Source organism: Bradyrhizobium sp. Ken51, assembly GCF_055807435.1.
The window spans coordinates 323,829-339,615 of sequence record NZ_JBVVPB010000004.1 but is presented as its reverse complement, the minus strand read 5'-3'; the positions used below and the strand labels follow the sequence as shown (position 1 = coordinate 339,615).

The following is a 15,787-nucleotide window of genomic DNA, read 5'->3' as shown; positions in this document are numbered from 1 at the left end:
GCGGTTTTAGGCGGTATATCCACGATTTCGTCATGCCGGGCATAGGCGAGCGCAAGCGAAGCCGTCCTATGGACGGCTAGCCAAGCTCCCGCAAGGCCGCTTCCACCACCTTGCGCGCATCGGCGGTGAGAGCGGCCTGCGGCGGGACGGGATCGCCGACATCGTAACCCTGGATGGCCAATCCGGCCTTGATGCAGGCCGCCAGGTTGAAGCGGGCAAAGGCCTCGTTGATGCGCCACAGCCTACGCTGGAGCGCCATCGCCTCATCCCAGCGGCCGGCCTTGCAGAGGTCGTAGAGCGCGACGCTCTGGCGCGGGATGATGCAGGCCGGGCCCGCCATCCAGCCGAGCCCGCCGATCAGCATCACCGCGGCTGGAATGTGGGCGGAGGCCGAGAACACCCGCAAGGCATCTCCGCAGCGGTTCATGATCGAGAGCAGCCGGCCGGTGTTGGTCGAGGCGTCCTTGATGTAGCCGATGCGCGGGTGTTCGGCGAGGCGCGCGATGGTGTCGAGGGTGAGATCGGAGCGCTGGAATTGCGGATTGGTGTAGATGACGACAGGGATGTCCACGGCATCCGCTATGGCGCGGAAATAGGATTCTATTTGGGCATCGGCGAGCGGGAAATACGCTTCCAGGATCGCCAGAATGCCGTCGGCGCCGAGCTTCTGATACGCTTTCGCCTGCGCCACCGCGTCCGCCGTCGAGGTGGAGGCCACGCCCGCGACAACAGGCACACGCCCCTTGGCCGCCTCGATCGTGGTCTGCACGACCGCGGTGCGTTGGGCGGCATTGAGATAGGCGAACTCGCCGGTCGAGCCGAGCGGGGTCAGACCTTGGACGCCGGCGCCGATCAGATCGTCGCAGAGTTTTGCGAGCACATTCGTCCGCACCGCGCCGTCGGCGTCGACGGGCGAGACGAGATAGGGGAAGACGCCGCGAAAATCGGACATGTCAGATGTGAATCCCGGAAACTGCCCAGCGCCAGACCGGTATTATCAACGCTCGCGCCGGCGATCAAACCCTGATCAGCCGCACCCGCGTGCCCCAGGGATCGATCGCCTCCACGCCATTCGCCAGCGCGGTGACTTTCGCGCCGCCCTTGCGCAGGCGCTCGTCCTGCGCTGCAAGCAGGTCCGGCTTCTCCGTCACCAGCGAAAACCAGGCGAGCCCCGTTGCCTGATCGTCGCGTTGGCCGGCACCCTGGCTCTGCCAGACGTTCATGCCGAGGTGATGGTGATAGCGGCCCGACGACAGGAACGCGGCACCGTTGCGGCTGCGGGTCGGGTCCAGGCCGATGGCACCGTGATAGAAGCGCTCGGCCTGCGCGAGGTCGCCGACGCGCAGATGGATGTGGCCGATGCGCAGACCGTCCGGCGCCTTGGCATAATCAGGCACGCGCGTATTGGTCAGCGACAGCAGGTCGGGAATGTTGAGCTCGTCGGACGCCATCTTCACGCTGCCCTCGCTCCACTGCCATTGCGCGGGATCGCGGTCCGCATAGACCTCGATGCCGTTGCCTTCGGGATCGTCGAGATAGACGGATTCGCTGACGAGGTGATCGGCAAAGCCCGACAGCGGCACACGATGCGAGGCGGCTGCTACCAGCCAGCGAGCGAGGTCCTTGCGTGTCGGCATCAAGAACGCGGTATGGTAGAGGCCGGCGGCATTGCGCGGCTCGATCTCAGCGTTAGGACCGGCCTCCAGCACCAGCAGCGTGATACCGGCTGTGCCAAGCTTGGCGGCGCTCGCAGAGCGCTCCAAGACGGTAAGGCCGATCACGTCGCGATAGTACTCGGCGACCTTGTCGAGATTCTTCACCCGGAGCGTCACCATGCCGACCCGCATCGGCGTGCGGCTGGCGTAGGTCGGCCCACCGCCCTGTGGTGCGCCCTCGGCGCGCGCCGCGCCTGCGGCTGCCATTGCAAGCGAGCTGGCGCCGGCGAGTTGAAGCAGGGTACGGCGGGTCAGGTCGATGGTCATCGGTCAGGGCTCGCTGGAAACGTTTAGGGCCGTGCGGCGCAATTTCTTGATTGCTACACGTTGCCGTGAGCGGCTCCCAATCACATGTTCGTCGGCCGTGGTCTTACGGACCAGCTTTCCCGGTCACTTTCATGGTCATTTTCCTGGCCATCCGGCCAGTTTCGCAATTGCCCGCGACATCCCAGATTGAGGACAGCTTACAGGAGCCTGCTATGACCGACTCAACTCCCCTGACCTCGCTGTCGTCCGCACTCGCAGATGTGGTGGCGCGCACTGCGCCGTCCGTCGTCGCCGTGCATTCGCATCGCTCCCGCGCCACTGGCTTCGTCTGGAAACCCGGCCTGATCGTCACCGCCGACGAGGCCTTGGCCGACGAGGGCGACGTCGAGATCGGCCTCCCCGACGGCAGCACCGCGGCTGCCACGATCGCGGGTCGCGACCATACGACGGATATCGCACTGTTGCGCGCCGATACTGCGATGACCCCAGTCAAGCTGTCCACAATTGTGCCGCCCCTGGGCGCGTTGTCGGTCGTCGTCGCCACCAACCGCGATGCGCCGAGCGCCACGCTCGGGATGGTATCGGCCTCAGGCAAGAGCTGGCGCTCCTTGCGCGGCGGCGACATCGACGCGCGGATCGAGCTCGACGTCCGCTTGCGCTCCAGCCAGCAGGGCGGCCTCGCGCTCGATGCATCGGGCGACTCCTTCGGCATGGCTGTGCTCGGCCCGAGGCGTGTGCTGGTGATCCCGACGGCGACGATCGAACGGGTCGCGGCACAATTAGAGGCCCGCGGCCACATCGCACGCGGATATCTCGGTCTCGGACTGCAGCCGGTGCGGCTCGACGACGGCGTCGGCGCGATGGTGATGAATGTCGACAAGGCCGGACCTTCGGCCGCGGCCGGCATCCGCCAGGGCGACGTCATCGTCGCGGTCAACGACCAGAAGCTGTCCGGCGTACGTGCGCTGTCGCGGACGCTCGGTCCGGCGAGCGTGGGCGCGGTCGTCGACGTGACCGCGCACCGCGGCGGCGAACCGGTCAGCTTCAAGGTCACGGTCGGCGAGAGGCCCGAGGCGTGAGCGAGGACATCGCGCCCGAGATCGTGCTGTCCCTGGAGATCGACGATCCCGCCCTCGCCGATCGCCTCGCGGCTCTGCTCGGCAATATCGCCGGACTTCGCCTCGCCAACCCCGGCGAGAAGGCCGCCGCGACGATTGTCACTCGCGATCCGCGCATCATGCCCGACGATATCGCGCTGACGCAGCGCGAGCTCGACGTGCTGGCACTGATGGCGGAAGGTGGCTCCAACAAGATGATCGCGCGTCAGCTCAACATTTCCGTGCATACCGTGAAATTCCACGTCGGCTCGCTGCTCGACAAGCTCGATGCCACCGGCCGCACCGATGCGGTGGCACATGCGGCCCGCCGCGGCGTGATCGAACTCTAAGACGGGTGCGGCGGGAAGCTGAGCTGGACCGTCAGGCCCGGCGCGTTGTCGTGCAGGGCAATCTCGGCGCCATGGAGGCCGGCAACTGCCGCGACCAGACTCAGGCCAAGACCGTTACCCGGGGTGTAGCGGCTCTGCTCGAGCCGGTAGAAGCGCTTGAACACGTGATCGCGCTGATCCGCCGGAATGCCCGGACCATCGTCGGCGATCGCGATCACTGCCGCCTCGTTGGCACTGCGGCAGGTGACGGTCACCTGCCCGCCTTGGCAGCCGTGCTTGATCGCGTTGTCGACGAGATTGGCGATGGCGTCGAACAGGAGGTCGCGATCGCCAATAATCGCCACCTCGCGGTCGCCGCCCAGGCTGAGCCGCGTCGCGACCTGTTCGGCGGCGGCATCGTAGAGCTCGACGACCTCGCCGGCGATCTCGGCGAGATTGAGGGTGCGAAACGCGCTGCGGCGGGCGCGGGTCTCGATCTCCGAGATGCGGGTGATGGAGGCAAACATGCCGAGCACGGCGTCGAGATCCGCGATGGTGTCGCCGATCAGCGCTGCGTCGGTTTCGCCATTGCGAGGGGCGTGATAGGCCTTTTCCAGCCGGCCGCGCATGCGCGTCAGCGGCGTACGCAAATCATGAGCGACGTTGTCGCTGACCTGCTTGACCTCGCCCATCAAAGTCTCGATGCGATCGAGCATCTGGTTGAGGTTTTCGGCGACGCGGTCCCACTCGTCGTGACTGCCGCGCAAGGGAATGCGCTGGTCGAGGCCGGACATCATGATGGCGCGGCTGGTGGCGTTGATCTCCTCGATTCGCCCGACCGTGCGGCGCGTCACCAGCACCGCGGCGAGCCCGGCGAGCACCAGCATCAGCACGGCTACCACAGCCATTGCGAGCTCGATCATCGCGGTGAAGCCGCTGTGATCGCCGGCGTCGCCGACCCGGCTCTGCACATAGGCGATCGTGCCGAAATAGACATAGGTCATGATCGCCGCGACGATCAGCCCGAACGTTCCGATCGCGATCAGCGCAAGGCGGAAGGTCGAGGAGCGGAGCGTTTTAGCCAGGAGCACGGAGACAATATCCGATGCCGCGGATGGTGTGGATCAGCGGATAGGCCTGGGCATCATCGACCTTGCGACGGACGCGCCCGACATAGACGTCGATGATGTTCGTGGACGGATCGAAGTGCAAATCCCAGACGTGCTGGAGCAGCATCGCACGCGAAACGACGCGGCCCTCGTTGCGGACCAGATATTCGAGCAGCTGGAATTCCCGCGGCAATAGCGGAATCTTCCTGGCGCGGCGGCTGGCGCTGCGTGCAATCAGGTCGATGGCGAGATCGCCGACCCGCAGGATCGTCTCCTTGGCAACGGTGTCGCTGCGCCGGCCGAGTGCCTCCAGCCGCGCCAGCAATTCGGTGAAGGAGAACGGCTTGACGAGATAATCATCGCCGCCGGCGCGCAAGCCGCGCACGCGGTCGTCGACTTCGCCCAGCGCCGAGATGATCAGGAATGGCGCGGCGATGCCGTCGTCGCGCAACTGGCGCATCACGGTGATGCCGTCGATGTCGGGCAGCATGCGGTCGATGGTGATCACGGCATAGTCGCGCGCGGCGCCGTGGCTGAGGGCTTCGCGCCCGGTGGCGGCGAGATCGACGTCGTAGCCGGAAATCGTCAGCTCTTCGACGAGCTGGCCTGCGGTTTCCGCATCGTCCTCGACGACCAGAATGCGGCGGTGAGCTCCGGTCATGACAAACTCCGCGCGACGATCGTCACCAGACTATCCCGTTCCGGGGCTGAGCGGAACCGCCCGATGACGATCGCGACAATGGTGCGGTACGGCGATGCTAGTACCAACTGTCTCCGCACACATTGACCCATTGCCACCCATAGGGCGTCAAGCTCCTGCGCCAGCAGCCGTCATTGTAGCCGGCATAGTAATAGGGCGCGCCGAAGACGGCGAAACGACGGAAGTGATGGTGGTGCAAGAAGGCGTGATGGCCGTGCCAGCCGGCACCGGCAAAGCGTGGTCCGATCGCGCCGTGCGCGAAACGCGCCCCGCCGAAGCCTGGTCCGCCAACATGGGCAAAGCGCGCGCCGCCCATTCCGCCGACATGCATCCCGCCGAAGCCACCGGCGTGCATGCCGCCGCCGAAATGCCCACCACCGCCGAAATGCCCGCCGCCGCCGAATCCGCCATGACCGCCACCGCCGCCACCTCTGGCAAGCACCGGTGAAGCGAGCGCCATCACCGCTGCGATCGTCGCCGCGGTGAGGCCTTTGAGAAGCCGGTTGTCCATCGAAGCATCCTCCGTGCTGCGCGGGCGACACGTCGGCCGCGCGAGAAGGATCAGATGAGAGGAAGTGACAGGCACCTTCAACTTACAAACGCGCCAGATTCTGACGCGGAAGTCAGGGAGACGGACCCGCGCTCTCTCCTCGTCATTGCGAGGAGCCCTTGCGACGAAGCAATCCAGACTGTCCGGGCGGAGGCAGTCTGGATTGCTTCGCTGCGCTCGCAATGACGACGTGGAGAGAACTCTCCGCTGGTTGAGCAGCTCAACGTACGGAGACGATCCGACCTCTCCCCGCAGAAGAGCGGGGAGGGCTTAAGTACCTACGCCCGCTTGCCGCCGTTCTTCTCGGCCGCGCGGCGCAGCGCTTCGGCGAGCGCGCCGCCGCCGGAAGACTCCTGCTGGCGCGGGGCCGACGAGGTCATGCGGGAGGGGTTGCGTGGGCTGTTGTCCCGCTGCATGCCGGGCGCGTCCTTCTTGGCGCCGACCTCGTCGTCGAGCCGGAGCGTCAGCGAGATGCGCTTGCGCGCGACCTCGAAGTCCAGCACCTTCACCTTGACGATGTCGCCGGGTTTCACCACCTCGCGCGGATCCTTGATGTAGGTCTTGGACATCGCCGAGATGTGCACGAGGCCGTCCTGGTGCACGCCGATATCGACGAAGGCGCCGAACGCGGCGACGTTGGTCACGGTGCCCTCGAGGATCATGCCCTTCTTGAGGTGCTTGATCTCCTCGACGCCGTCCATGAACACTGCGGCCTTGAACGCCGGGCGCGGGTCGCGGCCGGGCTTCTCGAGCTCGCGCAGGATGTCGGTGACGGTCGGCAGACCAAACGTCTCGTCCACAAAGTCTTTCGGCTTCAGCGTGCGAACGATGTCGCTGCTGCCGATCAGCGCCTTGATGTCGCTCTTGGTCGCGCTGAGGATCCGGCGCACCACCGGATAGGCTTCCGGATGCACGCCGGAGGCGTCGAGCGGGTCCTCGCCGCCGAGGATGCGCAGGAAGCCGGCGCACTGCTCGAACGCCTTGGGGCCGAGCCGCGGCACCTCCTTCAGCGCCTTGCGCGACTTGAACGGACCGTTGGCGTCGCGGTGTGCCACGATGCTCGAGGCCAGGCCGGAGCCGACACCCGACACGCGCGCGAGCAGCGGAGCGGACGCGGTGTTGACGTCGACGCCGACGGCATTCACGCAGTCTTCGACCACGGCGTCGAGCGATTTGGCAAGCTTGGCCTGGCCGAGGTCGTGCTGGTACTGGCCGACGCCGATCGCCTTGGGTTCGATCTTGACCAGCTCGGCCAGCGGATCCTGGAGCCGCCGCGCGATCGACACTGCGCCGCGCAGGGTGACGTCGAGGCCCGGCAACTCCTCCGAGGCGAAAGCCGAGGCCGAATAGACCGAAGCGCCGGCTTCCGACACCACGATCTTGGTCATCTTCAAGTCGGGCAGACCCTTGACGAGATCGGCCGCGAGCTTGTCGGTCTCGCGCGAGGCGGTGCCGTTGCCGATCGCGATCAGCTCGACGCGATGTTTCAGCGCGAGCTTGCCGAGGATCGCCAGCGCCTCGTTCCACTGCCGCTGCGGCTCGTGCGGATAGATCACGGCGGTATCCACCACCTTGCCGGTCGCGTCGGTGACGGCAACCTTGACGCCGGTGCGGAAGCCGGGATCGAGACCCATGGTGACACGGGTGCCGGCTGGCGCCGCGAGCAGCAAGTCGCGCAGGTTCGAGGCAAACACGCGCACGGCCTCGGTCTCGGCCGCATTCCACAGCCGCATGCGCAGGTCGATGTTGAGATGCACCTGGATCTTGGTGCGCCAGGCCCAGCGCACGGTGTCGATCATCCAGCGGTCGCCGGCGCGCTTGAGGTCGGCGATGCCGAACCGCTTCATGATCTTCAGCTCATAGACACTCGGCACGCCCGGCGGCGATGCTTCGGTCTCGGCCTGGATCTGAAGATCGAGGATCTCTTCCTTCTCGCCGCGGAACATCGCGAGGATGCGGTGCGAGGGCAGCTTCGTCAGCGGCTCGGAGAACTCGAAATAATCGGCAAACTTTTCGCCCTCGGTTTTCTTGCCGTCGCGCACCTTGGATGTCATGCGCGCATTGGTCCACACCTCCTCGCGAAGCGCACCGATCAGGTCGGCGTCTTCGTCGAAACGCTCGACCAGGATGGCGCGGGCACCGTCGAGTGCTGCAGCGGCATCGGCAACGCCCTTCTCGGCATTGACGAAGGCTTCGGCAACGACCTTCGGATCGTTGGTGGGCTCGGCCATGAGCTGATTGGCGAGCGGCTCGAGGCCGGCTTCCTTGGCGATCTCGGCCTTGGTGCGGCGCTTCGGCTTGAACGGCAGATAGATGTCTTCGAGGCGTGCCTTGCTGTCGGCGGCGAGAATGGAGGCTTCCAGCGCGGCATCGAGCTTGCCCTGATCGCGGACCGATTCGAGGATGGCCTTGCGGCGGTCTTCGAGCTCGCGCAGGTAACCCAGGCGCTCCTCGAGCGTGCGCAATTGCGCGTCGTCGAGCGCACCGGTCGCTTCCTTGCGGTAGCGGGCGATGAAGGGAACCGTGGCGCCGCCGTCGAGCAGCGCCACTGTCGCCTCGACCTGCTCCGCCCGAACCCCAAGCTCCTGCGCAATTTTCTGGTTGATATTTGCCACGCGAGAACCTCTCTAACCAAGCACGCATCGCGGAGGCGAACCACCGGCTGCGGGACGCCGCTTATGGACCATTCGGGGCTGATTCATCAAGGTGCGGCGGACGACCGTCGACAGGGGATTTTTTGTCGGGCCGATGCGATCTCGCCACAATCGTGGGAGCGTGGGAAGACGACGCACATCCTGCTGTCGTCCTGGCGAAAGCCAGGACCCATACCGCGTGATACATCGATTGTGGGCGGTAGGCGTGCCGAACGACGAGCCTTCGCCAAACTCCCCCTGGGGGTAATGGGTCCTGGCGTTCGCCAGGACGACGATGGGAATTGCCTCGACACCTTGACAGGCGCCCCGGTTCAGCGGCTGTTTTGTCCGCCGGACTCCTGAACCCCATGTGAGGACTATCATGCGGACGACATCGGTCGGCGTCTTCAAGGTCGCCACCAACGGCCCCGGCGACGTCTCCGGATTGATGAGCATGATCGCCTCCGGCGCGATCGATCCGACATCCATTCTGGCGGTCCTCGGCAAGACCGAAGGCAATGGCGGCGTCAACGACTTTACTCGGGAATACGCCGTTGCCGCGCTGAGCACGGCGCTAGCGCCACGGCTCGGCCTGTCGCCGCAGGAGGTCGAGCAGCGCATCGCCTTCGTGATGTCCGGCGGCACCGAGGGCGTGCTCAGCCCGCACATCACCGTGTTCACGCGCCAGGACGTTCTGCAGCGCCCGGCAGGCATCTCCGGCAAGCGCCTGAGCATCGGCATGGCGCAAACGCGGGATTTTCTCCCGGAAGAGCTCGGCCGTTCCGCTCAGATCATGGAGACAGCCGCGGCCGTGAAGGCCGCGACGGCTGATGCCGACATCGCCGATCCCGCCGACGTCCACTTCGTGCAGATCAAGTGCCCGCTGCTCACCAGTGATCGCGTTGCGGCAGCGAATGCGCGCGGCCACAAGACGGTGACGACCAGCGCCTACAGTTCGATGGCCTATTCCCGCGGCGCCTCCGCGCTCGGCGTTGCGGTCGCGCTCGGCGAGATCGCAACCGACATTCGCGACGAGGACGTGCTGCGACGCTATGATCTGTTCTCGAACGTCGCCTCGACCTCGTCCGGAATCGAGCTGATGCACAACGTCGTCATCGTGCTCGGCAATTCGATGTCTTCGACGAGCGACTTCGAGATCGGGCATGCCGTGATGAGCGATGCCATCGACGCTGCCGCCGTGCTCGCGGCGCTGGAGAGCGTTGGGCTCCGTGCCGCGCCGCAGACGACGACCGGCCGTGAGCTCGTCAACGTCTTCGCAAAGGCCGAGGCCTCGCCTGATGGCAGCGTGCGCGGCTTCCGCCACACGATGCTGGAAGATACCGATATCAGCTCGACGCGCCACGCCCGGGCTGCCGTTGGCGGCTTGATCGCCGGCCTCGCCGGCACCGGCGCGGTCTACGTCTCCGGCGGCGCCGAGCACCAGGGCCCCGCCGGCGGCGGGCCGGTCGCGGTGATCGCAAAACTCTCGAATTGATGCGTGCGCATGCAATGCGGGATTACCTCTCCATCCGGCGCAACCCTGCCCTTCGCGCCGCCTCAGTTGATTAAAATGTTCCCGTGCGAAACTAAGGTGGCGCCGCACGAAGAGGTTTGGACCGCATGACTTTTCCGATGAGCTGGAACGAATGGACGCAACACGATGGCGTGGGGCTGGCCGCGCGCGTCCGCAAGGGCGAGCTCACGGCGAAGGAATTGGCGCGCCAGGCCGCCGCGGGCGTCGCCAAGGTCAATCCGGCACTGTCGGGCGTGGTCGAGCTGTTCGATGACGTGATCGCCGATCCGGCCAAGGACGGCGCCAATCTCGCCGGCCCGTTCGCCGGCCTGCCCTTCCTGATGAAGGACCTCGGCCCGACCATGAAGGGCCGGCTCCAGGAGATGGGCTCGCTGTTGATGCGCGGCAATCGCGCCAGCGCCGACACGTTCCTGACCGGCAAATTTCGCCAGGCCGGACTGAACCTGATCGGACGCACCACGACGCCGGAATTCGGCGTCTGCAGTTCGGCCGACAATCCGGCCGTCTATGTCACGCGCAATCCCTGGGATACCGACTACACCACCTGCGGCTCGTCGGCCGGCAGCGCCGCAATGGTCGCCGCCGGCGTGGTGCCGATCGCACATGCGACCGACGGCGGCGGCTCGATCCGCATCCCCGCCGGCGTTAACGGCAATATCGGGCTGAAGGTCTCGCGCGGCGTGTTCTCGCTCGCACCGCACATGTCCGATCTCACCGGCCTCGTCTCGATCCAGGGCTGCCAGTCGCGCTCGGTGCGCGACACCGCCGCCTTCGTCGATCATGCAAGGGGAGCGGCGCCCGGCGAGTTCATGCCGTTCTGGACCACGGCGCAGCCTTATTCCGAGATGATCAAGCGCGATCCGTCAAAACTTCGCATCGCACTGTCGCACACCTGGGGCGACTACACGGCGACGCCCGAGATCGCGGCCGAGCTGGCGAAGGCCGGCCGTTTCCTCGAAGGCCTCGGCCATCACGTCGATTACGCCCTGCCCGAGCTCGACTTCCGCGCCGCGTTCGAGGCCCAGACCACCTGCTACATCTCGAATTTTGCGGTGGTGATCTCCAACATGCTCGCCGCACGCGGACTGGAACGGCCGCCGGAAGATCTCATCGAGCCGATGAATATAAGGATCTGGGAAGCCGGCCGGCATACGAGCTTCGCCGAGCGGGCGAAGATGCAAGGCGTGTTCAACACGACCTCGCGCGCCTTCGGCGCCTTCTTCGAGCAGTGGGACGTGATCCTGACCCCGATCACTGCGCTGCCGACGCCGAAGGTCGGCACCAGGGAATATCTCACCATCTCCGACAACCCCGACGTGCTCGACTGGTTCGGCAATCTCTGGCGCTTCTTCGCCTTCACGCCGCTCGCCAATCTCTGCGGCATGCCGGCGATCTCGATGCCGATGGCGACGCAGGACCACGGCCTGCCGCTCGGCATCCAGGCGATTGCGAAACAGGCCAATGACGGCCTCCTGCTGCAACTCGCCGCCCAGATCGAGCGCGCGCTCGACGGCAAGTGGAACGACGGCAGGAAGCCGAAGGTGCATGTGAGCTGAGCGCGTTGATCGCATTAACTGCGATCCGCTAACGGCCTCAGTTCTTCACCGTCGGGATCTCCTCCGGCCGGGGCTGCTGCTGGCCCTGCTGGTACATCGCCAGCGCCTTTTCGAGCGCTTCGCGCAGCGCCAGCGCGGCGGCCACGCTGCAGCGCAGATGCGCGGTCTGAACGACGTCAACCCTGACGGCGGCGCCGACCGGCATCAGGAGGTTCGCGGCGAGTTCGATCTGAATGGCGCCGTTGTGGTGTCCGAAGCAGGATGCGCCGTCGAAATAGATGATTGGCGCCCGCTCCGAGCTCGAGGTCGAAATGATGACGGGCCCCTGGCTGGTGGCGGGCATTTCGGGATCGGCCATGGGCACTCCTTGCGGCTAGTCGAACGAACGAGGCGCCCACCATCGTTGCTTCGGCCCGCCCTGTCGAGGCCAAACCGCCCCCGGCACGCCTGCCGCGGGACACGCATCCGGGGTTTTGCGCCGCGCCCGCCACTGGTCTAGAAAGTCGTCATGTCCAGCTCACCGACCACACTTTCGTTCGAGGACCTCGCCGAAGCGATCAGGGGCCGGCGCTCCGATTACGGCCAGATCAGCGGGCTTCAGCTCGACCGCGTCGCACCGCGCGAGGCCTGGTCCAGCCTGCCCTACCGGCCCGTCTTCGTCGGCGACACCGAGACCGGCGTCCTGCATGGCGGCGTCGTCACCGCGATGCTGGACGAGAGCTGCGGCATGGCGGTGCAACTCGCGCTCGACGGTACAAGCGCGATCGCGACACTCGATCTGCGCATCGACTATCAGAAGCCGGCGACGCCGGGCCTCGACATCAAAGCGCATTCGGTCTGCTACCGCACCACGCGTTCGATCGCCTTCGTGCGCTCCACCGCCTATCAGGAGTCCGAGGACGATCCGGTCGCGACCGCGACCGCCTGCTTCATGATCGGCGCCAACCGCACCAACATGCTTGCGGACCGCAGGACGGATTCGCCCGGCATTCCATCGCTGGAGGCGCCGGACGATCCGGAAGGCCCGTTCGCCAACAGCCCGTTCGCGCGCTGCCTCGGCATTCGCGTCAATGACGACGACACACTGACGATGCCGTTCTCGCCAAAGATCATCGGCAACCCGATCCTGCCCGCGATTCATGGCGGCATGACCGGCGCCTTCCTCGAGACCACCGCGATCTTCGGAGTGGCGCGCGAGCTCGGCGCCGCCGCACTGCCCAAGCCGATCGGATTGACCGTCAACTATCTGCGCTCGGGCCGCGCGCTCGACACCATCGCCAACGTCTCGATTGTGAAACAGGGCCGGCGCATCGTCGCCTTCGAGGCGCGGGCCTGGCAGGACGATGCGAACAAGCCGATCGCCACGGCCTTTGGCCATTTCATGCTGCGGCCGACGCCCGGAAACGACGAGGAATAGGCGCATTTTCCCTTGACGGCCAAGGCCTGGGCCCCAACGATAGCGCGTCTCTCACGAGAGGTATTGGGTTGAGGCATCCGCTCGACATCATCGCCATGTTCGCCGCGCTCTGGCTGCTGGCAGCGATGGTGCTCGACGCGCTGACGCCGAAGGAGCTGACGACGGTGATGATCGGCATCGCCATCGGACCCGCCGTCGTCATCACCGCCGTGTTCTACTATCTGCGCTGCCCGCGCACCGATTTCGCCGTGATGTTCGCAGCACTCTGGCTGATCTCCGACATCGGCATTGCGTTCATCTCGCCGGCGCAGCTGCCGCATTTCCTGATCGCGCTCGGCTTCGTGCCGGCGCTGCTGATCGGGATCGTCCTGCACTGGCAACGCTTCCAGCGCCGCCATGAGCGGCTGCCGGTGCCGTCGGTCAAGCGGGGTTAGCGCGGCAGCAGATTGGTCTTGGCGAGATCGACGACCTCGTCGCCGCGGCCGTTCATCACGGCGCGCAAGACCCAGAGGCTGAATCCCTTGATCTGTTCGGGCGTGATGGTCGGCGGCATCGACAGCTCCTGCTTCGCCGTGACCACGTCGAGCAGCGCCGGCCCGTCGTGGGCCAGCATGTCCTTCATCGCTCCCGGGAGCTCGCCGGGATCCTCGACGCGCCTTGCGAAGATGCCCATCGCGCGCGCCATCGCCGCGAAATCCGGATTCTCCAGATCGACATTGGTGTCGACGAAGCCGGCCGCCTTCATTTCCAGTGCGACGAAGCCGAGCACGCCGTTGTTGAAGATGACCACCTTCACCGGCAGCTTCATCTGCGTCAGCGTGATCAGATCGCCCATCAGCATGGTGAAGCCGCCGTCGCCCGAAAGCGAGATCACCTGCCGGCCGGGCCGCGCGGCCTGCGCGCCGATCGCCTGCGGCATGGCGTTGGCCATCGAGCCGTGCACGAACGAGCCGATCAGCCGGCGGCGACCGTTCATGTCGAGATAGCGCGCGGCCCACACCGTGGGTGTGCCGACGTCGGCGGTGAACACGGCATCCTCTGAGGCGTGGTCGCTGATGACCTTGGCCAGGTATTGCGGATGGATTGGTTTGGTGCCCGGCGTGCCCTTTGCGAGTGAGTCCAGGCCCTCGCGCGCCTTCTTATAGTGCGCGATCGCATCGTCGAGGTGCCTGCGCTGCGTCTTGGATTTCAGAAGCGGCAGCAGCGCCTCAAGGGTGAGCTTGACGTCGCCGACGAGGCCGAGATCGATCTTGCAGCGGCGCCCGAGATTTTCCGGACGGATGTCGACCTGCGCGATCTTCGCATCGGTCGGGAAGAACTGCTTGTAGGGAAAATCCGTGCCGAGCATCACCAGCGCGTCGCAGGCGTGCATGGCGGCATAGCCGGAGGAGAAGCCGATGAAGCCGGTCATGCCGACGTCGTACGGATTGTCGTATTCGACATGCTCCTTGCCGCCCAGCGCATGCACGATCGGGCTCTTCAAGGTTTCCGCAAGCTGCATCAGCGGCGCATGCGCGCCGGCGCAGCCGCGACCGCAGAACAGGGTAATGCGCTCGGCGCCGTTGAGGAGGTCCGCAAGCGCCTTCAGTTCATCGGCTTGCGGCACGATTTTCGGCGCGGACAGCGCAAGGCCACGCGCCGTCGACAGCGCACGCTTGGGTGGCGAGCGGAACGCGACGTCGCCCGGCATGGCGACGACCGCAACACCGCGCATGCCCACCGCCGCACGGATGGCGTTTTCCAGCACGTAAGGCAGCTGACTCGGATCCGAGACCAGCTCGCAATAATGGCTGCACTCGCGGAACAGGTTTTGCGGATGCGTCTCCTGGAAATAGCCGCTGCCGATCTCGGCGGTCGGGATTTGCGCCGCGATCGCCAGCACGGGCACGCGGCTGCGGTGTGCGTCAAACAGGCCGTTGATCAGATGCAGATTGCCCGGACCACACGAGCCCGCGCACACCGCAAGGCTGCCCGTCATCTCCGCTTCCCCGGCAGCGGCGAAGGCCGCAACCTCCTCGTGCCGGACATGGATCCACTCGATCGTGCCGCGCCGTCGCAGCGCTTCGGTCAATGCATTCAGGCTGTCGCCGACGATGCCGTAGATGCGCTTGACACCGGCCTGTTCGAGCGTTGCCACGAACAGATCGGCCACGTTGTTGATCGCCATGTCGGTCTCCTGATCTCGCTGGTCCAGCAAGATAGGATAACGCGCGGGTGTGACCGCATCACGGCTTGTTTATTGCGGGCTCAGTCTTTCGCAATCGCCCGATCGTAGGCCGCGATCGTCAATTTTGCGCGAGCGGCAACGTCCGTTGCCGTCATGCCAGGCTTGTAGAGGCTGGAGCCGAGCCCGAACACGGTGACGCCGCCCTTGATGTACTCCGCAAAGTTCTGGTCGGAGACGCCGCCGACGGCGGCAATCATCACGCCGGCAGGCAGCACGGCACGGATCGCGGCAATGCCGGACGCACCGAGCACGCTTGCCGGAAAGAATTTCAGGCCCGATGCGCCGGAGCGCGCGGCAAGCAGCGCCTCGGTCGGCGAAAACACGCCCGGCAACGTCACCATGGCGTATTGATGCGCACGCGTGAGCACCTGTGTATCGACATTCGGCGACACCATCAGCTTGCCGCCGACATCGTTGAGACGATCGACATCTGCGGTGGTCAGCACCGTGCCGGCGCCGATCAGCACGTCCGCCGGCGCCTGTTTCACGGCTGTCGCGATGGAGCGGAACGGGTCCGGCGAGTTCAGCGGGATCTCGATTGCGGTCATGCCGGCTTCGATCAGCACGCCGACGATGGCCTGCGTCTCCTCGGGCTTCACGCCGCGCAGGATCGCGACCAGTGGCCGCTTCATCGCCGGAAAGGGAACGCTCAT

Annotated in this window: 15 protein-coding genes; 6 read left to right on the top strand and 9 right to left on the bottom strand. The window is 65.9% G+C overall.

The annotated features are described in order from the left end of the window. Window positions 1–76: 76 nt before the first annotated feature. Together AC0L27_RS11020 and AC0L27_RS11015 are read right to left on the bottom strand one after the other, a co-directional pair. Window positions 77–952, bottom strand: coding sequence for a dihydrodipicolinate synthase family protein (locus AC0L27_RS11020; RefSeq protein WP_354208034.1), 876 nt, complete (start codon window positions 950–952; stop codon window positions 77–79). A gap of 64 nt (window positions 953–1,016) precedes the next feature. Then, window positions 1,017–1,982: a VOC family protein gene (locus tag AC0L27_RS11015; protein WP_473318927.1), complete on the bottom strand. Its 966-nt coding sequence runs from the start codon at window positions 1,980–1,982 to the stop codon at window positions 1,017–1,019. Between the two features lie 212 nt (window positions 1,983–2,194). On the opposite strand from AC0L27_RS11015, the gene AC0L27_RS11010 reads away from it, so the two are divergent. Further along, on the top strand, window positions 2,195–3,061 hold the full coding sequence (locus AC0L27_RS11010) for a S1C family serine protease (RefSeq protein ID WP_275173616.1): 867 nt from the start codon (window positions 2,195–2,197) through the stop codon (window positions 3,059–3,061). Then, window positions 3,058–3,429, top strand: a complete 372-nt coding sequence (locus AC0L27_RS11005) for a response regulator transcription factor (protein WP_275173615.1) — start codon at window positions 3,058–3,060, stop codon at window positions 3,427–3,429. Before AC0L27_RS11010 ends, AC0L27_RS11005 begins: the two co-directional genes overlap by 4 nt. Here the strand turns inward: AC0L27_RS11005 and AC0L27_RS11000 are convergent. From AC0L27_RS11000 to AC0L27_RS10985, 4 genes are all read right to left on the bottom strand, one after another. Further along, complete coding sequence (locus tag AC0L27_RS11000) at window positions 3,426–4,499, bottom strand: sensor histidine kinase (RefSeq protein ID WP_354208039.1); 1,074 nt, start codon at window positions 4,497–4,499, stop codon at window positions 3,426–3,428. The two genes, AC0L27_RS11005 and AC0L27_RS11000, sit on opposite strands and share 4 nt — an antisense overlap. After that, window positions 4,486–5,178 carry a response regulator transcription factor gene (locus AC0L27_RS10995; RefSeq protein WP_354208041.1) on the bottom strand — a complete coding sequence of 231 codons (693 nt, stop codon included), beginning with the start codon at window positions 5,176–5,178 and terminating at the stop codon, window positions 4,486–4,488. The genes AC0L27_RS11000 and AC0L27_RS10995 overlap by 14 nt, the downstream gene beginning before the upstream one ends. Before the next feature lie 97 nt (window positions 5,179–5,275). Beyond that, window positions 5,276–5,728, bottom strand: coding sequence for a hypothetical protein (locus tag AC0L27_RS10990; RefSeq protein WP_354208043.1), 453 nt, complete (start codon window positions 5,726–5,728; stop codon window positions 5,276–5,278). Window positions 5,729–6,045: 317 nt separating this feature from the next. Next, complete coding sequence (locus AC0L27_RS10985) at window positions 6,046–8,382, bottom strand: Tex family protein (protein WP_354208045.1); 2,337 nt, start codon at window positions 8,380–8,382, stop codon at window positions 6,046–6,048. A gap of 400 nt (window positions 8,383–8,782) precedes the next feature. Here AC0L27_RS10985 and atzD point away from each other — a divergent pair, with 400 nt between their 5' ends. Then, on the top strand, window positions 8,783–9,895 hold the full coding sequence (gene atzD / locus AC0L27_RS10980; protein ID WP_354208047.1) for a cyanuric acid amidohydrolase: 1,113 nt from the start codon (window positions 8,783–8,785) through the stop codon (window positions 9,893–9,895). A 125-nt stretch (window positions 9,896–10,020) separates the two neighbouring features. Further along, window positions 10,021–11,490, top strand: coding sequence for an amidase (locus AC0L27_RS10975; protein ID WP_354208049.1), 1,470 nt, complete (start codon window positions 10,021–10,023; stop codon window positions 11,488–11,490). 37 nt (window positions 11,491–11,527) lie between these two features. Here the strand turns inward: AC0L27_RS10975 and AC0L27_RS10970 are convergent, their stop codons facing one another. Continuing rightward, window positions 11,528–11,848, bottom strand: a complete 321-nt coding sequence (locus AC0L27_RS10970) for a hypothetical protein (protein ID WP_354208051.1) — start codon at window positions 11,846–11,848, stop codon at window positions 11,528–11,530. A 150-nt stretch (window positions 11,849–11,998) separates the two neighbouring features. On the opposite strand from AC0L27_RS10970, the gene AC0L27_RS10965 reads away from it, so the two are divergent. Both AC0L27_RS10965 and AC0L27_RS10960 read left to right on the top strand, forming a co-directional pair. Continuing rightward, window positions 11,999–12,907, top strand: coding sequence for a PaaI family thioesterase (locus tag AC0L27_RS10965; RefSeq protein WP_354208053.1), 909 nt, complete (start codon window positions 11,999–12,001; stop codon window positions 12,905–12,907). 68 nt (window positions 12,908–12,975) lie between these two features. Then, window positions 12,976–13,341: a hypothetical protein gene (locus AC0L27_RS10960; RefSeq protein ID WP_354208055.1), complete on the top strand. Its 366-nt coding sequence runs from the start codon at window positions 12,976–12,978 to the stop codon at window positions 13,339–13,341. On the opposite strand, the gene poxB is transcribed toward AC0L27_RS10960, so the two are convergent. Both poxB and AC0L27_RS10950 read right to left on the bottom strand, forming a co-directional pair. Beyond that, on the bottom strand, window positions 13,338–15,074 hold the full coding sequence (poxB, locus tag AC0L27_RS10955; RefSeq protein WP_354208057.1) for a ubiquinone-dependent pyruvate dehydrogenase: 1,737 nt from the start codon (window positions 15,072–15,074) through the stop codon (window positions 13,338–13,340). The two genes, AC0L27_RS10960 and poxB, sit on opposite strands and share 4 nt — an antisense overlap. Before the next feature lie 80 nt (window positions 15,075–15,154). Continuing rightward, complete coding sequence (locus AC0L27_RS10950) at window positions 15,155–15,787, bottom strand: 2-dehydro-3-deoxy-6-phosphogalactonate aldolase (protein ID WP_354061754.1); 633 nt, start codon at window positions 15,785–15,787, stop codon at window positions 15,155–15,157.

Excerpts from the sequence above, each read along its gene's own strand:
- AC0L27_RS11010 (WP_275173616.1), top strand. The coding sequence starts at position 2,195 with ATGACCGACTCAACTCCCCTGACCTCGCTGTCGTCCGCACTCGCAGAT.
- AC0L27_RS10970 (WP_354208051.1), bottom strand. The coding sequence starts at position 11,848 with ATGGCCGATCCCGAAATGCCCGCCACCAGCCAGGGGCCCGTCATCATT.
- AC0L27_RS11015 (WP_473318927.1), bottom strand. The coding sequence starts at position 1,982 with ATGACCATCGACCTGACCCGCCGTACCCTGCTTCAACTCGCCGGCGCC.
- AC0L27_RS10965 (WP_354208053.1), top strand. The coding sequence starts at position 11,999 with ATGTCCAGCTCACCGACCACACTTTCGTTCGAGGACCTCGCCGAAGCG.
- AC0L27_RS10990 (WP_354208043.1), bottom strand. The coding sequence starts at position 5,728 with ATGGACAACCGGCTTCTCAAAGGCCTCACCGCGGCGACGATCGCAGCG.
- AC0L27_RS10995 (WP_354208041.1), bottom strand. The coding sequence starts at position 5,178 with ATGACCGGAGCTCACCGCCGCATTCTGGTCGTCGAGGACGATGCGGAA.
- AC0L27_RS10975 (WP_354208049.1), top strand. The coding sequence starts at position 10,021 with ATGACTTTTCCGATGAGCTGGAACGAATGGACGCAACACGATGGCGTG.
- poxB (WP_354208057.1), bottom strand. The coding sequence starts at position 15,074 with ATGGCGATCAACAACGTGGCCGATCTGTTCGTGGCAACGCTCGAACAG.
- AC0L27_RS10950 (WP_354061754.1), bottom strand. The coding sequence starts at position 15,787 with ATGAGCGTTCCCTTTCCGGCGATGAAGCGGCCACTGGTCGCGATCCTG.
- atzD (WP_354208047.1), top strand. The coding sequence starts at position 8,783 with ATGCGGACGACATCGGTCGGCGTCTTCAAGGTCGCCACCAACGGCCCC.
- AC0L27_RS11020 (WP_354208034.1), bottom strand. The coding sequence starts at position 952 with ATGTCCGATTTTCGCGGCGTCTTCCCCTATCTCGTCTCGCCCGTCGAC.